Source organism: Nocardia sp. NPDC050793, assembly GCF_040654065.1.
In the GTDB taxonomy this organism is placed as follows: domain Bacteria; phylum Actinomycetota; class Actinomycetes; order Mycobacteriales; family Mycobacteriaceae; genus Nocardia.
The window spans coordinates 136,258-154,483 of sequence record NZ_JBFAHG010000011.1 but is presented as its reverse complement, the minus strand read 5'-3'; the positions used below and the strand labels follow the sequence as shown (position 1 = coordinate 154,483).

The window sequence follows — 18,226 nt, the reverse complement described above, 5'->3', positions numbered from 1 at the left end:
CGAGCACCGCACCAGCGGGAGGCGAACGTGAGCGAGATGAACCGCGGGCAGTTCCTGACCTGGCTGGCAGGCAGCGCCGTGGGCGCGATGACCGGCGGCGCCCTCGCGGCTGCGATGGCGGGCGCCGAGCCGAATGCGCCGGTGACAGTGCTGGCGCGCGCCACGGTGATCGACGGGACGGGCGGGCCGCCGCATCCGGACACCACCGTGGTGCTGGCCGGTGATCGGATCGTCGCGGTCGGGCGTTTTCCCGACTTGCCGATGCCGGTCGCCCGGACCGTCGATCTGCACGGCAAGTTCGTCATCCCAGGTCTGTGGGACATACACACCCACGTCGCCACCGCGGAGCGCACCTTTCCGCCGATGTATCTCGCGTACGGCGTCACCGGCATTCGCGAGATGTGGGGCTTCCCGGAGACCCACTCGCTGCGGCGGCGCATCGAGGGCGGTGAGCTGATCGGGCCGCGGATGGTGGTGGCCAGCAGCATCATCGATGGCCCGCCCGTCCTCTGGCCCGGTTCGGAAGGCGTCGCGACCGATGCGGAGGCGCGCGCCGCGGTCCGCAGGGCGCACGGCTCCGGCGCGGACTTCGTCAAGGTGTACTCCCAGCTGAGCCGGGAGACATTCGCGGCCATCGCCGACGAGTCGCGCCGGGTCGGCCTGCGGTTCGCGGGTCACGTGCCCTATCGCATTCCGGTCCACGAGGCGATCGAGGCGGGGCAGTACACCCTCGAGCACATGTATGGCATGCTGACGGCCGCGTCCGCCAGGGCGGTGGAGCTGCAAGCCGAAATCGAGGCCATGCCTGCGGAGCCGGGGCATCCCGACGGCTGGGTCGCGCAGCGCGCCCGGCTGGAGCGCGAGGCGGCCGAGACCTACGACCCGGCGCGCGCCGCGTCGCTGTCCGACCTGATGATCGGGCGCGGATGCTGGCAGTCGCCGACCCTCGTCGTGCAACGCAGGGTGGTGACCGGTATGGGATATCCGCCGCCGGAGGATCCGGACGCCGAGGACATGCTGCGGCGCTACCTGCCCGAGAGCATCCGGCAGTTCTGGTGGAGCTACCGCACGGGGCCGTCCACGCCGGAGCAGATCGCGGAGCGGGAGTTCGCTTTTCGCGTCCGGCTGGAGTTGCTCGGCGCGATGGCGGCGGCGGGTGCCGGCATCGTCGCGGGCACGGACGCCGGGAACCCTTACGCCTTCCCCGGATATTCGCTGCACGAGGAGCTGGAACTGCTGGTGCGCGCGGGCCTCACGCCGATGCGGGCGCTGCAAGCCGCCACCCGCGACGCGGCCCGCTGCGCCGGACTGGAACACCTGTCCGGTACCGTCGCACCGGGGAAATTCGCCGATCTCGTTGTGCTGGACGCCGATCCGCTCGCGGGCATCGGCAACACCCGCCGCATCCACGCGGTCGTGAGCCGAGGGCGCTACCTATCCGGCGCGGACCGGGAGCGGATACTGCGCGAGGTCGAGACGGCCGCGCAGGAGCCGTCGCCGCCGTTCGCTCCCGGTGGTTCGCTCGGGCCGTGCTGCGGCTGACCGCTCAGTCCTTGCGGCGGACCGAGGCTTCGACGAGATCGAGGACGGCGGAGAGGTTCTCGTTGGTGTGGCCGGAGGCGATCCGGGCGATGAGGCCGTCCAGGACCAAGTCCAGATAGCCGAGCAGGACGTCGGTGGGGACGTCGTCGCGCAGCGCGCCCGCGGCCTTGCGGCGCTCCAAGCGCGCCAGGGTGGCGGCGGTCAGTTCGGCCGAGCGCTGGGTCCAGCCCGCGCGGAATTCCGGATCGGTGCGCAGCCGCCGCGCGATCTCCAAACGGGTGCCGAGCCAATTGAATTGCTCGGGGTGGGCGAGCATATCGCGCATCACCTGCACGATGCCCTGGTTGGCCGCGACGTCGGCCATCCGCTCGGCGTCCTCCTGCGCCAGCGCGAGGAACAGCGCGTCCTTGTCGCGGAAGTGGTGGAAGATGGCGCCGCGGGACAGCCCGATGGCCTCTTCGAGGCGGCGCACGGTGGCGCCGTCGTAACCGTATTCGGCAAAGCAGCGCCGCGCCCCGTCGAGGATCTGGCTACGCCGGGCGGCGAGGTGGTCATCGCTGACCTTGGGCATGTGCGTGGCTCCTCCGGAAGGGTGGGCGCTGCGGGATGCGGAGAGGTCCGCGCACCGCCGTGGCGATGCGCGGACCTTCCGCAAGGGCGACGGTCGGACCGTCACATGAAGCACGGAGACCGTGCCGGTGTGCGCGGGGAACCCGCGGTTTCAGCCGCGAATCATGGGATCGTCCCCGCATGCACCGGGCTCAGCCCCGGATCATGTTCCGCAGCACGTACTGCAGGATGCCGCCGTTGCGGTAGTAGTCGGCCTCACCGGGGGTGTCGATCCGGACCACCGCGTCGAAGGTGATCTTCTCACCGCTCTCCTTGGTGGCGGTCACCTTCAAGGTCTTCGGAGTCACACCCTCGTTCAGCTTGGTGATGCCCTCGATGTCGAAGACCTCGGTGCCGTCCAGGCCCAGCGACTTGGCGCTCTCACCGGCCGGGAACTGCAGCGGGATGACGCCCATACCGATCAGGTTCGAGCGGTGGATGCGCTCGAACGACTCGGTGATGACCGCCTTCACGCCGAGCAGACGGGTGCCCTTGGCCGCCCAGTCGCGCGAGGAACCCGAGCCGTACTCCTTGCCGCCGAGCACGACCAGCGGAATGCCCGCGGCCTGGTAGTTCTGCGAGGCGTCGTAGATGAAGGCCTGCGGGCCGCCCTCCTGGGTGAAGTCGCGGGTGTAACCGCCCGAGACGTCGTCGAGGAGCTGGTTGCGCAGCCGGATGTTGGCGAAGGTGCCGCGGATCATCACCTCGTGGTTACCGCGACGCGAGCCGAGCGAGTTGTAGTCCTTGCGCTCCACGCCGTGCGAGTCCAGGTACTGCGCGGCCGGGGTGCCGGGCTTGATCGGACCGGCCGGGCTGATGTGGTCGGTGGTGACCGAGTCGCCGAGCAGCGCGAGGACGCGGGCGCCCGTGATGTCGCCGACCGGCGCCGGCTCCATCTCCATGCCGTCGAAGTACGGCGCCTTGCGGACGTAGGTCGAGTTCTCGTCCCACGCGAAGGTGTCGCCCTCCGGGGTGGAGAGGTTCTGCCAGCGCTCGTCGCCCTTGAAGACGTCGGCGTAGGACTTGCGGAACATGTCCTGGCTGATCGCCGACTTGATGGTGTCGTCGATCTCCTGCGGCGAGGGCCAGATGTCGCGCAGGTAGACCTCGTTGCCCTCGGTGTCGGTGCCGAGCGAGTCGGTCTCGAAGTCGAAGTCCATGGTGCCCGCGAGCGCGTAGGCGATGACCAGCGGCGGCGAGGCCAGGTAGTTCATCTTCACGTCGGGGGAGATACGGCCCTCGAAGTTGCGGTTGCCGGACAGCACCGCGGTGACCGACAGGTCGTTGTCGTTGACCGCCTTGGAGATCTCCTCCGGCAGCGGACCGGTGTTACCGATGCAGGTGGTGCAGCCGAAGCCACCCAGGTAGAAGCCGAGCTTCTCCAGGTACGGCCACAGGCCGGCCTTCTCGTAGTAGTCGGAGACGACCTGCGAACCCGGCGCCATATTGGTCTTCACCCACGGCTTGCTGGACAGGCCCTTGTTGACCGCGTTGCGAGCCAGCAGCGCCGCGCCGAGCATGACCGACGGGTTGGAGGTGTTGGTGCAGGAGGTGATGCCCGCGACCACGACCGCGCCGTGGTCGAGGACGAACTCGCCACGCTCCTCGGACACCACGCGGACCGGCTTGGTCGGGCGGCCCTCGGCGCCGTTGGCCGCGGACTCCACGTTGACCGCGCCGTCGTCGGCGAAGGACAGCACCGCGGCGTCGGAGGCGGGGAAGGACTCCTCGACGGCCTCGTCGAGCTTGGTGTGCGCGACCGGCAGCTGCTCCTCGACGTAGTTGTGAATGTCCTTGCGGAAGGCGATCTTCGACTCGCTGAGCAGGATGCGGTCCTGCGGGCGCTTCGGGCCCGCGATGGACGGCACCACGGTGCTCAGGTCCAGCTCGAGGTACTCGGAGTAGGCGGGCTCGCGCTCCGCGTCGTGCCACATGCCCTGCTCCTTGGCGTACGCCTCGACGAGCGCGAGCTGCTCGTCGGTGCGGCCGGTCAGGCGCAGGTAGTTGACGGTCTCGGCGTCGATCGGGAAGATCGCGGCGGTCGAGCCGAACTCGGGGCTCATGTTGCCGAGGGTGGCGCGGTTGGCCAGCGGCACCTCGGCGACACCGGCGCCGTAGAACTCGACGAACTTGCCGACCACGCCGTGCTTGCGCAGCATGTCGGTGACGGTGAGCACCACGTCGGTGGCGGTCACGCCGGGCTGGATCTCACCGGTCAGCTTGAAGCCGACGACGCGCGGGATGAGCATGGAGACCGGCTGGCCGAGCATGGCCGCCTCGGCCTCGATGCCGCCGACGCCCCAGCCCAGCACGCCGAGGCCGTTGACCATGGTGGTGTGCGAGTCGGTGCCGACACAGGTGTCGGGGTAGGCCTGGCCGTTGCGGACCATGACGGTGGGCGCCAGGTACTCGATGTTGACCTGGTGCACGATGCCCATACCAGGGGGGACGACCTTGAAGTCGTCGAACGCGCCCTGGCCCCAGCGCAGGAACTGGTAGCGCTCGCCGTTGCGCTCGTACTCGAGCTCGACGTTGCGCTCCAGCGCGTCGGCGCGGCCGAAGACGTCCAGGATGACCGAGTGGTCGATGACCATGTCGGCGGGGGAGAGCGGGTTGACCTTGTTCGGGTCGCCGCCGAGGGTGGCGACCGCTTCACGCATGGTGGCGAGGTCGACGACGCAGGGCACGCCGGTGAAGTCCTGCATGATCACGCGGGCCGGGGTGAACTGGATCTCGATGCTCGGCTGGGCCGAGGGATCCCAGTTCGCGATCGCGCGAATGTGGTCGGCGGTGATGTTGGCGCCGTCCTCGGTGCGGAGGAGGTTCTCCGCGAGGACCTTCAGTGCGTAAGGGAGTTTCTCGGTGCCGGGCACGGCCGAGAGACGGAAGATCTCGTAGGAGTTGCTTCCGACCTCGAGGGTGCCCTTGGCGCCGAAAGTATCGATACTTGTCGTCACGTCAGCTCCACTCGTCTGTGAGGGTTGGCCGCCAGCGGGGCTGTGCCGGCGACTCGAGTCTTTGGAGGGGCTCCTGCGCCTGGGGTAGCGCCGGTTCCTCGCGCCACGACTCTAACAGTACGCTTGTCCTGTGAAATGCGCGGGGGCCGTTCGGTGTGCCGGGTGGCAGCGGCCGAACATCTTGTCGCGTACTGTGCTTCCGAGCTAGTCGGGGTAGTAGTAGCTCACCCTGCAGTGTTGGATGCCCGTCGCAGCCCCCGCTGGCGCGGATCGACAGACCGGATGGAAGATGGCCCCCTCGTACACCTCGGTGTTCTCCCCCATGGCCGCGGAACTGCCGCCCACCATCAACGACAGCGCGTTGCGGACCATCAAGGCCGACGTCGCCGACAATCACGTGGCGACGCCGAAGGGAAAGGATCAGGCGGGGCTCGAGGTGATCGTGGTGGAGGCGCAATCGCATGGGATCCCGCTCAGTATCGTGGTCATCCCCGGGAATCCAGGCCACGACTCCAATCTGCGGGACCTGGCCACCGAGATCGGCAAGGTCCAGCATGGCACCGTTGTGGTGCTCAGCGACGACTGGGTCGGCACCTACAGCGATTCCATCAGCCGCGTGCAGCTGGAGTGGGCCGAGGACGCGGCCAAGGGCAAGCAGGGCAACTCGGTCGAGGCCGCGCGGGTCTTCGTCGGCCGCCTCGAGGAGCCTGAGGCCATCTCATGGACCGCGATCACCAGCGTGTTGCTGGCGGGCACCGCGATCGTCGTCGCCGGACTCTATTGGGTGAAATCGCGGCGCGCGACGAGCGAATCCGCGGCCGTGCCGGTCGCCGAGCGCGATGAGCTCGGCGCTCCCATTCGATAAACGGTTTCCCTTCCGCCACTTTTCCTGACGGCCGGTCTGTTTCCCTCCGAAGCTCCGATCGACGCTTCGGCTAATTCCGCGCAATGCGCAAATTTCGTGCGTGTGATGGTGTTGCTGGAGTTCTTTTTGTGAAAGAAGTGTCGTACGGTTCAAGTGGTTACTGATGGGAAAATTGTGTAGTCGAGGGATGCCCGCCGACCATTGAGCTGGATGGTGCGGTCGGGGCTCGTGAGGCGAAGCCGCGTTCGAGTCCTTGGGAGGTGCGATGCACAAAAAAGGTCCGACCGGTCGGTGTCGCCGACTATCGGTCGCTCTCGGGTTGCTGGTCGCCGTCGTCGTGGCAATGACCGCGGGGCCGACCGCCGCCGTGCCACCCGCCCCGCCCAATCCGAGCGACGGGGAGATCGCCGCCGCGGGCGCTCGCGTCGACACGGGCGTCACCGAGGTCGGCACGCTGATCAACCAGGTCGGCACGGTGAACCAGCAACTGCAGGAACTCGACGACGCGGTCGCGCGCAAGCGCGAGGAAGTCAACAAGGCGCTGGTCGACCTGCAGAACGCGCGCGATGCCGCCGACGCGGCCGCGGCCGTCGTCGTGCAGACCCAGACCGACCTCTCCGAGGCCGGGACCAAGGTCGCGCGGGCGCGGCAGAATTTCGACGAGTTCGCCACCCAGGCCTACACCAGGCCCGCGGGCGGCTCGATGGTCACCTATCTGTCGGCTTCGAGCCCCGGCGGCGCGATCGACCGGTCGCAGCTGCTCGGCCTGGTGACGAAGAACCAGCAGCAGGTGCTGGACGGATTGCGCCGCGCCCAGATCGACGAGGGCAACAGGAACTCCAGTGCGCGCCAAGCCAAATCGGAGGCCGACGCGGCCGCCGCGCTGGCCGAGCAGAAAAAGATCGACGCCGAGCACGCGGTCGCCGCGGCCAAGGCCGAACTCGATCAGCAGACCGTGCGGCGCGACGATCTGCTGCGCGAGCGCGACGCCGCGCAGGGCAGGCTCGACATCGCCCGCGTCAACGTCGCCGGGCTGCAGAGCCAGCGCGAAGCCTTCCTGGCCTGGGACGAACGGCGCCGAGCCGAGGAGGCCGCGATCCGCGCCGCAGCGGCGGCCGCGGCCGCCCGCGCCGCCGCCGACCAGGCCGCGCGTGACCGCGCCGCCCAGGCGGGCAACGGCAGGCGCCCGCACACCCAGCTCGAGAACACGCCCGGCCCGCGGCAGAGCACGCCACGGCCGAGCGGACCGTCCGTACACGGCTCGCAGGCGGTGGAAATCGTGGTGGACCGGGCGCTTTCGCAGCTCGGCGTGCAGTACGCCTGGGGCGGCGGCGACGAGTACGGCCCGACGCTCGGCATTCGCGACGGCGGCGTCGCCGACAGCCACGGCGATTACAACAAGGTCGGCTTCGACTGCTCGGGCCTGATGATCTACGCCTTCGCCGGTATCGGCGTCTCGCTGCCGCACTACAGCGGCTATCAGTACAACGCGGGCACCCGCGTTCCTGTGGACGAGCGCGCCCGCGGCGACATGCTGTTCTGGGGCCAGAACGGCAGCCAGCACGTGGCGCTGTACCTGGGCGACGGAAAGATGGTGGAGGCGCCGGAATCCGGCGACGTGGTGAAGGTGTCCCCGGTCCGTGAGAGCGGCATCATGCCCTACGCCGTCCGCATCGTGACCTGAGAAACCGTTATCGATACGGCACGAATTCCCCTGATACCGGAGCCGGTTGCGGCATGCTGCGCGAATACCTGGAATAGTTGGGGCGAGCACGCACTAAGACCAAGGCGAAAGCGGGGATGTTGGTGACTTCGACGGACAGTGTGAGCGGGGTAGATCTGGCGAAAGAGGCGCCGGAGCCCGCGTCGGGCACCCTGGAGCGTGACGTCCAGATCTTGGAGAAGGCGATCTACGAGGTCAAGCGGGTCATCGTGGGTCAGGATCGGCTCGTCGAACGCTTGCTCGTCGGTGTCCTCGCGCGCGGCCACGTGCTGCTCGAGGGCGTGCCGGGTATCGCGAAGACCCTCGCGGTGGAGACCTTCGCCAGGGTGGTCGGCGGTTCGTTCTCCCGCGTCCAGTTCACCCCCGACCTGGTGCCGACCGACCTGATCGGTACCCGCATCTACCGCCAGGGCCGTGAGCAATTCGACACCGAACTCGGCCCAGTCGTCGCCAATTTCGTACTCGCCGACGAGATCAACCGCGCGCCCGCCAAGGTGCAGTCCGCACTGCTCGAGGTGATGGCCGAGCGGCATGTGTCGATCGGCGGCAAGACCTACCCGATGCCGGATCCGTTCCTCGTCATGGCGACCCAGAACCCGATCGAGAGCGAGGGCGTCTACCCGCTGCCCGAGGCGCAGCGCGACCGCTTCCTTTTCAAGGTTGTCGTCGACTATCCCTCGGTGGAGGAGGAGCGCGAGATCATCTACCGGATGGGCGTCACCCCGCCGGAGGCCAAGCAGATCCTCGGCCCGGAAGACCTGATCCGGCTGCAGAAGGTCGCGGCCAACACGTTCGTGCACCACGCGCTGGTCGATTACGTGGTCCGGGTGATCGCGGCGACCCGCAAGCCGCTCGACTTCGGCATGGCCGACGTGGCGAACTGGATCGCCTACGGCGCCTCGCCGCGCGCCAGCCTCGGCATCATCGCCGCCGCCCGCGCCGTCGCGCTGATCCGCGGTCGCGACTACGTGGTGCCGCAGGACGTTGTCGAGGTGATCCCGGACGTGCTGCGCCACCGCCTCGTGCTGTCCTACGACGCGCTGGCCGACGAGATCAGCCCGGAGGACGTGATCAAGCGGGTGCTGCAGACCGTCGGCCTGCCGCAGGTCGCGCCGCAAGCGGTGCACTCCGGCGGCCAGGCCGCGCCCGCGCCGGGTGCGTCCCAGCCGCCGCACCAGCAGCAGATCCCGCAGCCGCCGCAGCAGAGCCAGCCGCAGATGGCTCCGGCCGCCGGCAACCACCAGACCAAGTGACGGCCGCGTCGGCCGCGCCCGAGGGTTCCCGAGTGACCACGCCATCGCACGCACCGCCGTCGTTCCGGGCCGGAGAGCTGACCGACCCGCGGCTCTCGGCGGCGCTGAGAACCCTGGAACTCACCGTGCGCAGGCGCCTGGACGGCGTGCTGCACGGCGACCACCTCGGCCTCATCCCCGGCCCCGGCTCCGAACCCGGCGAATCCCGGATGTATCAGCCGGGTGACGATGTGCGCCAGATGGATTGGTCGGTCACCGCACGCACCACGCATCCGCACGTGCGGCAGATGATCGCCGATCGCGAGCTGGAGACCTGGATGGTCGTCGACCTCTCGGCCAGCCTCGACTTCGGCACGGCGGCCTGCCAGAAACGTGATCTGGCCATCGCGGCCGCCGCGGCGATCACCCACCTCACCAGCGGCGGCGGCAACCGGATCGGCGCGGTGGTCGCCACCGGCGAGCAACTGGCGCGAATTCCCGCGCGCAGCGGGCGAATTCACGCCCAGTCGCTGCTGCGCGGGGTGGCCACCACCCCGCACGCCCGCGACGGCGTGCGCGGCGACCTGCGCGGCGCCATCGAGTCGCTGCGCCGCCCGCAACGCAAACGCGGTCTCGCGGTGATCATCAGCGACTTCCTCGGCGAGATCGATTGGCAGCGTTCGCTGCGCGCCATCTCCGCGCGTCACGATCTGCTCGCGGTCGAGGTGCTCGACCCCCGGGATCTGGAACTGCCCGATGTGGGCGATGTCGTGCTGCACGACCCGGAGACCGGCCGCACCCGCGAGTTCAGCGTGACCCCCACGCTCCGTGACGATTTCGCGGCCGCCGCCCAGCGGCACCGCGAGCAGGTCGAGCAGGCGCTGCGCAGCTGCGGCGCGCCCGTGCTGACCCTGCGAACCGATCGGGACTGGATCGCCGACGTGGTCCGGTTCGTGTCCACCCGGCGTCACAGCTTCGGCGCCCCGACCGGGCGGGTGCCGCGCCAGTGAGTATTTCGCATTTCACCGCACTGATCTGGCTCGGCTTCCTGGCGATCGTCGTGTTGATCGCGCTCGGCTACGTGCTGGTGCAGCGCAGCAGGCACCGCCAGATGCTGCGCTTCACCAATATGGAGCTGCTGGAGAAGGTCGCGCCCGCGCGGCCGAGTCCGATGCGGCACGTGCCGATCGCGCTGATGCTGGTCGGCCTGATGTTCCTGACCGTCGCCGCCGCCGGTCCGACGGCGGTCAAGAAGGTGCCGCGCAACCGCGCGACAGTCGTTCTGGTGATGGACGTTTCGCTGTCCATGGAAGCCACCGACGTGCCGCCGACCAGGCTCCAGGTCGCCCAGGAGGCGGGCAAGGCGTTCGTCGACGGCCTGACCCAGGGCATCAACCTCGGTTTCGTCACCTTCGCGGGCACCGCCTCGGTCATGGTGTCGCCGACGACGAACCGGGAGTCGGTCAAGGCCGCCATCGACAACATCAAGCTCGCCGAGCGCACCGCGACCGGCGAAGGCATTCTGACCGCGCTCCAGTCCATCGACACCCTGGCCACCGTGCTCGGCGGAGCGGAGACCCCGCCGCCCGCGCGCGTCGTGCTGATGTCCGACGGCAAGCAGACCGTGCCCGACGACAAGGACGTCGACAACCCGAGGCACGCTTTCACCGCCGCCCGCCTGGCCAAGAGCAAGGGCATTCCGGTGTCGACGATCTCCTTCGGCACCGAATGGGGTTCGGTGGAGATCCCGGATCAGGACGGGCAGGGCGCGCAGCGGGTCAAGGTGCCCGTCGACAACGACTCGTTGCGCGAGATCGCCCAGCTGTCCGGCGGCGAGTTCTACACCGCCTCCAGCCTGGAGGAACTCACCGCCGTCTACGACACGCTCGAAGAGCAGATCGGTTACGAGACGACGCGGGGCGACGCGAGCAGGCCGTGGCTGCTGCTCGGCATGCTGGTCGTCGCCGCGGGCATCGTGACCGGCTTGCTCTATCGTCAACGCCTGCCGTAACGCCGCGCTCGCTGTGGCATCGCACAGGGTGCGGTGCCCGGGGCTCGGCGCACGAACTCGAACAGATAGGTTGATGCTTATGTCGAACATCACATCCCGGTCGGTCTTGGTGACCGGTGGTAACCGCGGCATCGGACTCGCGGTCGCGCAGCGTCTGGCAGCCGACGGCCACAAGGTGGCGGTCACTCATCGCGGGTCGGGGGCGCCGGACGGACTGTTCGGCGTGAAGTGCGATGTGACCGACGCCGAGTCGGTGGACGCGGCGTTCGCCGAGGTGGAGGCCCACCAGGGTGCCGTCGAGGTGCTCGTGGCCAACGCGGGCATCGTCGACAACACCCTGCTGATGCGGATGAGCGAAGACCAGTTCACCCGCGTCATCGACGCCAACCTGACCGGCGCGTGGCGCTGCGCCAAGCGCGCCAACCGCGCCATGCTGCGGGCCAAGTTCGGCCGGATCATCTTCCTCGGCTCGGTGGTCGGCCTCAAGGGCGGTCCGGGCCAGGTCAACTACGCGGCCTCCAAGGCGGGCCTAGTCGGCATGGCGCGGTCGATCACCATGGAGATCGGCTCGCGGAACATCACCGCGAATGTCGTCGCTCCCGGCTTCATCGAGACCGACATGACCCGTGAGGAAGTCAGCGAGGAGATGCGCGACCTCGTCCTGAAGTACGGCGTTCCGGCCCAGCGCGCGGGCCAGCCGGAAGAGGTCGCGGCGGCGATCAGCTTCCTCGCTTCCGACGACGCCTCCTACATCAACGGCGCGGTCATCCCCGTCGACGGCGGCATGGGCATGGGCCACTAGTACTTTCGTTCCGGGCACGCTGCCCCGAACACCGCGGCGTCGCGCGGCGGGACGATGTCCCGCGCGCGACGGGCGACAACTCGACTTTCAACTTCAGGAGAACCGAGAACTCATGGGCGGACTGCTCGAAGGCAAGACCATCCTGGTCACCGGCATCATCACCGACGCGTCGATCGCGTTCCACGCGGCCGCGGTCGCGCAGGAGCAGGGTGCGAAGGTCGTCATCACCGGCATTCCGGAGCGGCTGCGGCTGATCGACCGGATCGCCAAGCGGCTGCCCCAGGAGATCCCGCCCGCCATCGGGCTCGATGTCACCAACGAAGAGGATCTGGCCGCGCTGGCCGACAAGGTGCGCGAGCTGGCGCCGGAGGGCGTCGACGGCGTGCTGCACTCGATCGCCTTCGCGCCGCGCACGCTGATGGGCCCGGAGGCCCGCCCGTTCCTGGACGGTCCCGGCCCCGACGCCGCCAAGGCGTTCGAGATCTCGGCGTGGAGCTACGCGTCGCTGGCCCGCGCGGTGCTGCCCGTGATGAACGAGGGCGGATCCATCGTCGGCATGGACTTCGACCCGCGCACCGCGATGCCGTACTACAACTGGATGGGCGTGGCCAAGGCGGCGCTCGAGTCGGTCAACCGCTACGTCGCCCGCGAGGTCGGCGTCGCCAAGCGGATCCGTTCCAACCTGATCGCCGCGGGCCCGATCAAGACGCTGGCCGCCAAGGCCATCGCGGGCACCGCCACCGACGACGCCGCGAAGCTGAACCAGCTCAACACCTACTGGGACGGCGCCTCGCCGATCGGCTGGGACGTCGACGACCCGACCGTGGTCGCCAAGTCGATCGTCGCGCTGCTCTCGGATTGGCTGCCCGGCACCACGGGCTCGATCATCTACGTCGACGGCGGGGCCAGTCACAACACCTGGTTCCCGGAGAACTGGTCGGCCAACTGAGTTCGTAACGGAGGAGATGCCGTGGCACCGGCCGTCGACGCACTGCTGCTGCTGTCCTTCGGCGGCCCGGAGCGCCCCGAGGACGTGATGCCGTTCCTGGAGAACGTCACCCGGGGCCGTGGGGTGCCGCGCGAACGCCTCGAAGAGGTCGCGCAGCACTACCTGCACTTCGGCGGGGTATCCCCGATCAACGCGCTCAACCGCGACATCATCGCGGCGGTGGAGCGCGAATTCGCCGCCGCAGGTATGGAACTGCCGGTGTATTTCGGCAACCGCAACTGGCATCCCATGGTGGAAGACACCGTCGCGCGGATGGCTGCCGACGGTGTCCGCACCGCCCTGGTGTTTCCCACCTCGGCGTGGGGCGGCTACTCCGGCTGCCTGCAATACCACGAGGACATCGTCAGGGCGCGAACGGCTTTCGGCGACGGCGCACCGGAACTGGTGAAGCTGCGCCAGTACTTCGACCACCCGCTGCTGATCGAGTCGTTCACCGACTCGATTTGCGCCGCGGTGGCCGAAATCCCGGCCGAGCGCCGCGACGAGATCCGCCTGGTGTTCACCGCCCACTCCATCCCGGTGTCCGCCGACGCCACCGCGGGACCGCCCGCCGAGGGCGGCGGGCTCTACAGTCGCCAGGTCGCGGAGGTGGCCCGGTTGTGTGCGGCCGCAACCGGATTCGGCGACTACGACCTGGTCTGGCAGTCGCGCTCTGGTCCGCCGCAGGTACCGTGGCTGGAGCCCGACATCGTGGATCACCTGGAGGATCTGTCCAGTAAGGGCGTACCCGCCGTGGTGGTCTGTCCCGTCGGTTTCGTGTCGGACCACCTCGAGGTCATCTGGGATCTGGACAACGAAGCCAAGGACAAGGCCGCCGAACTCGGGATGGCCTTCGCCCGTGCCGCCACGCCCGGCACCGATCCGCGATTCGCGCGACTGGTGGTGGAACTGATCGGCGAGCACATCGGCGGTGTCGAACCGCGGCGCCTCGGCACGGTGCCGGGTTACGGCTGCACCCGCAACGGGGAGCCGTGCGCCGTCGGGTGCTGCGCACCGGCTCGCGGCGGGCGGCCGGCGCGGAACTGATTCGGGCTACGCCGGTTTCGGCGCGGCCCAGCCCCTGATGTAGCATCGGGGCCGACCTTCGGGAGGAGGGTCGACCGTATCTCGTAGCCGGGGAGGCCCACTCGATGTATCTCGATCTGCTCGCCAATGCCGATCTCATGGCGGACCACGCCGTGTGGATGTCGGCGGCGGATTCCCTCGAGGCCCGTCGCGGCGGGGGCGGAGGCAGTAGCGGCGACGTCGATGTCGAAGTCTCCGAATACGTCATGTGGATCGTCCTCGCGATCGTGGTGATCATCGCGCTGGTTCTGGTGATCCGCTACTTCAGCAAGAAGAGCTCCGAAACCCCGCCGCCACCACAACAGCTGCCGCAGTACCCGCAGCAGCCTTACGGGCACCAGCAGCCCTACGGGCACGCCCCCTACGCGCAGCAGTATCAGCAAGCGCCGTACCCGCAGCAGCCGCAATATCCGCCGCCGTATCCGCAGCAGCCCTATCCGCCGCAGTACCAGCAGCAGCCGTATCCGCCGCAGTACCAGCCGCGCTACTGACACGGGCTCTGCGCAACTGCGTCAGCGCCTGGCGGTGGCGCCGCGATGAGCGGTGTCCGATGTGACCGCCCGGCAATAGAATTCGCGGGTCGCGGGTTCCGATTGTGCACCAGTCCGCGCTCGGGGGGCGTAAGCCCACCCGAGCGCGATCGAAACCTACTGCGCCGCTTCCAGATACACCGGCAGCGTGCGATGCCCGTTGGAGACGAAACTGCCCACCGGCAGCAGCTCCGACGGGTCGACGGCCAGCCGCATGTCCGGGAACCGCTGGAAGATCGCGGGCAGGGCGATCTCGGCTTCCAGCCGGGCGAGCGGAGCGCCGAGGCAGTGGTGGGCGCCGTGGCCGAAGGCGACGTGCTCCTTGTTGGTGCGGAGCACGTCGAACTCGTTCGTGGTCTCCCCGTGCACCTTCGGGTCGCGGCTCGCCGCGGCGTAGGACGCCAGGATCGCCTCGCCCTTCGGAATGCGGATGTCGCCGATCTCGAGATCCTCCACCGCGTAGCGCAGCGGCAGGTGCGCGACGGGCGACTCGTGGCGCAGCGACTCCTCGACCACGTCCGACCACGGCACCCGGCCCTCGACCACGTCCGCGCGCTGGCCCGGGTGCGTGAGCAGCGCGAAGATGGCCTGGTCGAGCAGGTTGACGGTGGTCTCGTGCCCGGCGTTGATCACCAGCATCAGGGTGTCGACGAGCTCCTTCTCGCTCAGCTGCGAGCCGTCCTCGTCGCGGGTGGCGATCAGTACGCTGGTGACGTCGTCGCCGGGATTGTCCCTGCGGTGGGCGACGAGCTGGCTGACGAGGCCGTACATCTCCAGGTAGTTGGCCACACCTTCGTCGGGGCCGAGCGAGGTGTCGAAGAACCCGTCCACGCACTTGCGCAGCCCTGGGCCGAGGAACTCGGGCACCCCCAGTAGCTCGGTGATGACCTGGATCGGCACCGGATAGGCGAAACCCTCACGCAGATCGGCGGTTTCGCCCGGCGGCGTGGCGGCGAGGGCGTCGAGCAGCCGCGTGGTGATCTCCTCGATGCGGGGCCGCAGCGCCGCGCTGCGCCGATGGGTGAACGCGGGGGCGACGAGCTTGCGCAGGCGGCGGTGGTCGGCGCCGTAGGCGGTGAACATGTTGTCCACGGCGACCCAGGGGTGCAGCGGCCACGCCTCGGTGATCTCACCGTTGATGAACGCCGACCAGTGCTGTCGCGCGTCCTTGGACACCCGGGGATCGGCAAGCAGGCTCTTGAGTACGGCGGCGTCGGTCACCGACCACGCGGGCACGCCGCCCGGCAGTTCCACGAGCGCGGCGGGTCCGCGCTCGCGAATCCGCGCGGACTCGCCTTGGATGTCGGCGCCGGTCAGGTCGAGGACTATCGGTTCATACTCCATCGGTGGGCTCCTTTACCCGAGATGCAACGGAGGGGACGGGGGAAAGACAACCGGAAGCGCCGCCATGGCGCGGTGGAACGGCCCTGGCCGCCAGGACAATTCGGCGGCGGGCACCGCCAGCTCCAGCTCGGGCAGTGCGTCGAGCAGCTGATCGATCGCGTCCTGCACCACCAGGTACGCGACCGAGCGGGCCGGGCAGGCGTGCGGGCCCGCGCCCCACGCCAGATGCGAGCGGTTGCCGGTGCGGTCGCCACCGCGGACGGCCGGGTCGTTGTTGCACGCGGCCAGGCTGATGAGGACCGGCTGGTGCGCGGGCAGCCAGGTGTTGTCGATCAGGATCGGCTGGCGCGGGTAGGTGATGGAGAAGTTCGCCATCGGCGGGTCGTTGAACAGCACCTCGTCGAGCGCGTCGCGGGTCGAGAGGCTGCCGCCGAGGACGTGCCCGCCGAACCGGTCGTCGGTGAGCATCAGCAGCAGGGTGTTGGTGATCAGGTTCTGCTGCGGTTCGATCCCCGCGCCGTAGAAGCTGATCAGCTGGCAGAGCATTTCCTCGTCGTCCAGCTTCGCCGGGTGGTGCGCCAGCCGCGAGGTGACGTCGTCGCCCGGCTCGGCGCGCCGCAGCGCGATCAGTTCCAGCAGCGCCGCGCTGAGCATCTCCATGCCGCGGGCGGCCTCGACGGTGTCGAAGAGCATCGCCATGCCGGTCGCTACGCGCTGGCCGAGCTCGGCCGAGCAGCCGACCATCTGGTTGAGGACCTCGAAGACGAGCGGGAAGGCGTACTGGGTGACCAGATCGGCCGAGCCTGCCTCGCAGAAGGAGTTGATCAGCGGGATGGCGATCTTCTCGACGGTCGCGTGCAGCGCGTGCAGGTCGATTCCGTCGATACTGGCGACGTAGGCCTGCCGGTAGCGCGCGTGCACCGCCCCGGCGTTGCGCAGCGCGTTCGGGTACCACTCCATCATCGGTTTGACGGGGCAGTCGGCCGGGATGTCCTTCTGCCAGCTCCGCGGGTCCGCGGGGAAGTGGTCGGGGTCGTTGAGGATGCGCAGCGCCGTGTTGTAGCCGACGATCAGCGTCGCGGGCACGCCCGGCGCCAGCTCGGTGGGGATCACCGAACCGTATTGGCGACGCATGTCGTCATAGGCGCCGTGCGGGTCGGCGGCGAACTCCGGTCCGTGCAGCGGAATTCTGGGGCCGTCGGGGCCGATCGGGGATCCGTGCTGGACGGGGCAGACTCCGGGTGCGGTGAGGTGCGGCGCGGTGACCGCGGGCTGTGACGAGGTCAAAAGACGGTACTCCAGACGAGGGACATGAGCTCCGCGCCGAGGACCGGAACTCTGGTGGGCTGCACCGTAGTTCGCCAGGTACACCGCACAGTCCTTGCCGGACAGGCGATCCGGGCCTGCGATCGCCGTCGATCCGAGCACATCCCGACCCAAGCGTCCAGAACTCGACAACTCGCCCACGTTAGCAGTAACGCGAGCAGCTTTCTTTCGATACGTTAACAAACTTTCGACGGTCGGCACGGGGATCGCCGAAACGCCTGTTCGCGCGGCGCGCAGGCGCCGAAAGTGGCTGTCGGGGTGACTGATTCGCGCGGCGGCCGTCTAGCGCGCGCCGCGCGCCGCGGCGTGCACCGCGACGAGCCTGGCCGCGCGGATCGCGTCCCACAGCGGACGCAGCAGCGTCTCCTGCGCGCCGATGGCGCTGGCGGAGGTGGGGGCGGAGGCCGGTTCGCGTTGTGCCACCGTGAGAATCGCGGCGACGTGATCGGCGGTGTCGAGGATGCGCTTGGCGCGCAGCGGAATCGAGTCCGGATAGTCGTGCCTTGCGTAGTCGGCTAGCTCGGCCTCGATGAGTTCGCGCGGATCGGATTCGGCGGAACCGACCGCGGTGGTGTGCAGTTGCATCAGTGCGTCGGCGGCATCGCGGACGGCTTCCCGCATGGCGTATTCGGCCTCGCCGAGCGACATGTCGGGGCCTTGCGCGGGCGGGATGGGAGTGCTGTAGAGCGTCCACTGGAGGGTGGTGTCGTCTGTCCACTGCGGGATCAGCCCGGTGCCCTCGGCGCCGGGCACGCCGGCCAGCAGGCCCTCCTCGGCCTCCATCGCGTCGGCGGTGAACACCGTGCCCGGCGGCAGTCCGCGCACGTCGCCGGGGACGGGAAGCACCAGGCGCAGCTGCGCGCCCGGCTGGGCCATGGCCTCGCGAATCACCTTGAGCAGCGCCATGAGACCGGACCCAGGCAGCGCGCTGCGAGAGGACCAGGGCAGGTCGGTGCGGCCGCCGGTCATCGGGTCACCCGCGGCGATGGTGTGCCGCGGTGCCCACGCGTGCAGCGCCTCCAAGACATCGTCGGGCGCGCTGCATCCGGCCAGCCAGGAACCGGCCCAGACCGTCAGCGTGGCACTAGGAGAGCACATAATCTTCGAGCATAAACGCTTCGGGCTACCGGCGGGCATCGGTGTACCAACCCTCGTGAGCTGCACGCACTCCCGAATCCGGCGGCCCGCGGCGGCGTCGAGTCCGCCCTGCG

The 18,226-nt window shown here is 69.1% G+C and carries 15 protein-coding genes; 10 read left to right on the top strand and 5 right to left on the bottom strand.

Translation table 11 applies throughout. The features are described from left to right. The first annotated feature begins 36 nt into the window (after window positions 1-36). Window positions 37-1,542: an amidohydrolase family protein gene (locus tag AB0H50_RS30145; protein ID WP_357459380.1), complete on the top strand. Its 1,506-nt coding sequence runs from the start codon at window positions 37-39 to the stop codon at window positions 1,540-1,542. A gap of 4 nt (window positions 1,543-1,546) precedes the next feature. Here the strand turns inward: AB0H50_RS30145 and AB0H50_RS30140 are convergent, their stop codons facing one another. Then, window positions 1,547-2,113 (bottom strand): TetR/AcrR family transcriptional regulator, encoded by a 567-nt coding sequence (locus AB0H50_RS30140; protein ID WP_011210017.1) that lies wholly within the window; start codon window positions 2,111-2,113, stop codon window positions 1,547-1,549. A 190-nt stretch (window positions 2,114-2,303) separates the two neighbouring features. Beyond that, the gene (gene acnA, locus AB0H50_RS30135; protein ID WP_357459209.1) at window positions 2,304-5,108 is read right to left on the bottom strand and encodes an aconitate hydratase AcnA; all 2,805 of its coding nucleotides are present in this window, start codon (window positions 5,106-5,108) and stop codon (window positions 2,304-2,306) included. Window positions 5,109-5,397: 289 nt separating this feature from the next. Here acnA and AB0H50_RS30130 point away from each other — a divergent pair, with 289 nt between their 5' ends. The 9 genes from AB0H50_RS30130 (at window position 5,398) to AB0H50_RS30090 (ending at window position 14,306) form a co-directional block, all read left to right on the top strand. After that, window positions 5,398-5,973, top strand: a complete 576-nt coding sequence (locus tag AB0H50_RS30130) for a DUF6676 family protein (RefSeq protein WP_357459207.1) — start codon at window positions 5,398-5,400, stop codon at window positions 5,971-5,973. 343 nt (window positions 5,974-6,316) lie between these two features. Further along, window positions 6,317-7,657: an NlpC/P60 family protein gene (locus tag AB0H50_RS30125; protein ID WP_357459206.1), complete on the top strand. Its 1,341-nt coding sequence runs from the start codon at window positions 6,317-6,319 to the stop codon at window positions 7,655-7,657. 116 nt (window positions 7,658-7,773) lie between these two features. Continuing rightward, window positions 7,774-8,949: a MoxR family ATPase gene (locus AB0H50_RS30120; protein WP_357459203.1), complete on the top strand. Its 1,176-nt coding sequence runs from the start codon at window positions 7,774-7,776 to the stop codon at window positions 8,947-8,949. Between the two features lie 32 nt (window positions 8,950-8,981). Continuing rightward, complete coding sequence (locus tag AB0H50_RS30115; RefSeq protein WP_357459200.1) at window positions 8,982-9,938, top strand: DUF58 domain-containing protein; 957 nt, start codon at window positions 8,982-8,984, stop codon at window positions 9,936-9,938. Further along, window positions 9,935-10,939 (top strand): VWA domain-containing protein, encoded by a 1,005-nt coding sequence (locus tag AB0H50_RS30110; RefSeq protein WP_357459197.1) that lies wholly within the window; start codon window positions 9,935-9,937, stop codon window positions 10,937-10,939. Before AB0H50_RS30115 ends, AB0H50_RS30110 begins: the two co-directional genes overlap by 4 nt. Before the next feature lie 79 nt (window positions 10,940-11,018). Continuing rightward, window positions 11,019-11,741, top strand: coding sequence for a 3-oxoacyl-ACP reductase FabG1 (gene fabG1 / locus AB0H50_RS30105; RefSeq protein WP_357459194.1), 723 nt, complete (start codon window positions 11,019-11,021; stop codon window positions 11,739-11,741). 112 nt (window positions 11,742-11,853) lie between these two features. After that, on the top strand, window positions 11,854-12,690 hold the full coding sequence (inhA, locus tag AB0H50_RS30100; RefSeq protein ID WP_357459192.1) for an NADH-dependent enoyl-ACP reductase InhA: 837 nt from the start codon (window positions 11,854-11,856) through the stop codon (window positions 12,688-12,690). 21 nt (window positions 12,691-12,711) lie between these two features. Continuing rightward, complete coding sequence (locus AB0H50_RS30095) at window positions 12,712-13,776, top strand: ferrochelatase (RefSeq protein WP_357459189.1); 1,065 nt, start codon at window positions 12,712-12,714, stop codon at window positions 13,774-13,776. A 104-nt stretch (window positions 13,777-13,880) separates the two neighbouring features. Next, on the top strand, window positions 13,881-14,306 hold the full coding sequence (locus tag AB0H50_RS30090; RefSeq protein WP_357459186.1) for a hypothetical protein: 426 nt from the start codon (window positions 13,881-13,883) through the stop codon (window positions 14,304-14,306). A gap of 156 nt (window positions 14,307-14,462) precedes the next feature. Here AB0H50_RS30090 and AB0H50_RS30085 read toward each other — a convergent pair whose 3' ends face one another. From AB0H50_RS30085 to AB0H50_RS30075, 3 genes are all read right to left on the bottom strand, one after another. Continuing rightward, the gene (locus AB0H50_RS30085) at window positions 14,463-15,689 is read right to left on the bottom strand and encodes a cytochrome P450 (RefSeq protein ID WP_357459185.1); all 1,227 of its coding nucleotides are present in this window, start codon (window positions 15,687-15,689) and stop codon (window positions 14,463-14,465) included. A 12-nt stretch (window positions 15,690-15,701) separates the two neighbouring features. Further along, window positions 15,702-16,976 carry a cytochrome P450 gene (locus AB0H50_RS30080; RefSeq protein ID WP_357459183.1) on the bottom strand — a complete coding sequence of 425 codons (1,275 nt, stop codon included), beginning with the start codon at window positions 16,974-16,976 and terminating at the stop codon, window positions 15,702-15,704. A gap of 321 nt (window positions 16,977-17,297) precedes the next feature. Further along, window positions 17,298-18,113, bottom strand: coding sequence for a hypothetical protein (locus AB0H50_RS30075; protein ID WP_357459180.1), 816 nt, complete (start codon window positions 18,111-18,113; stop codon window positions 17,298-17,300). Window positions 18,114-18,226 lie beyond the last annotated feature (113 nt).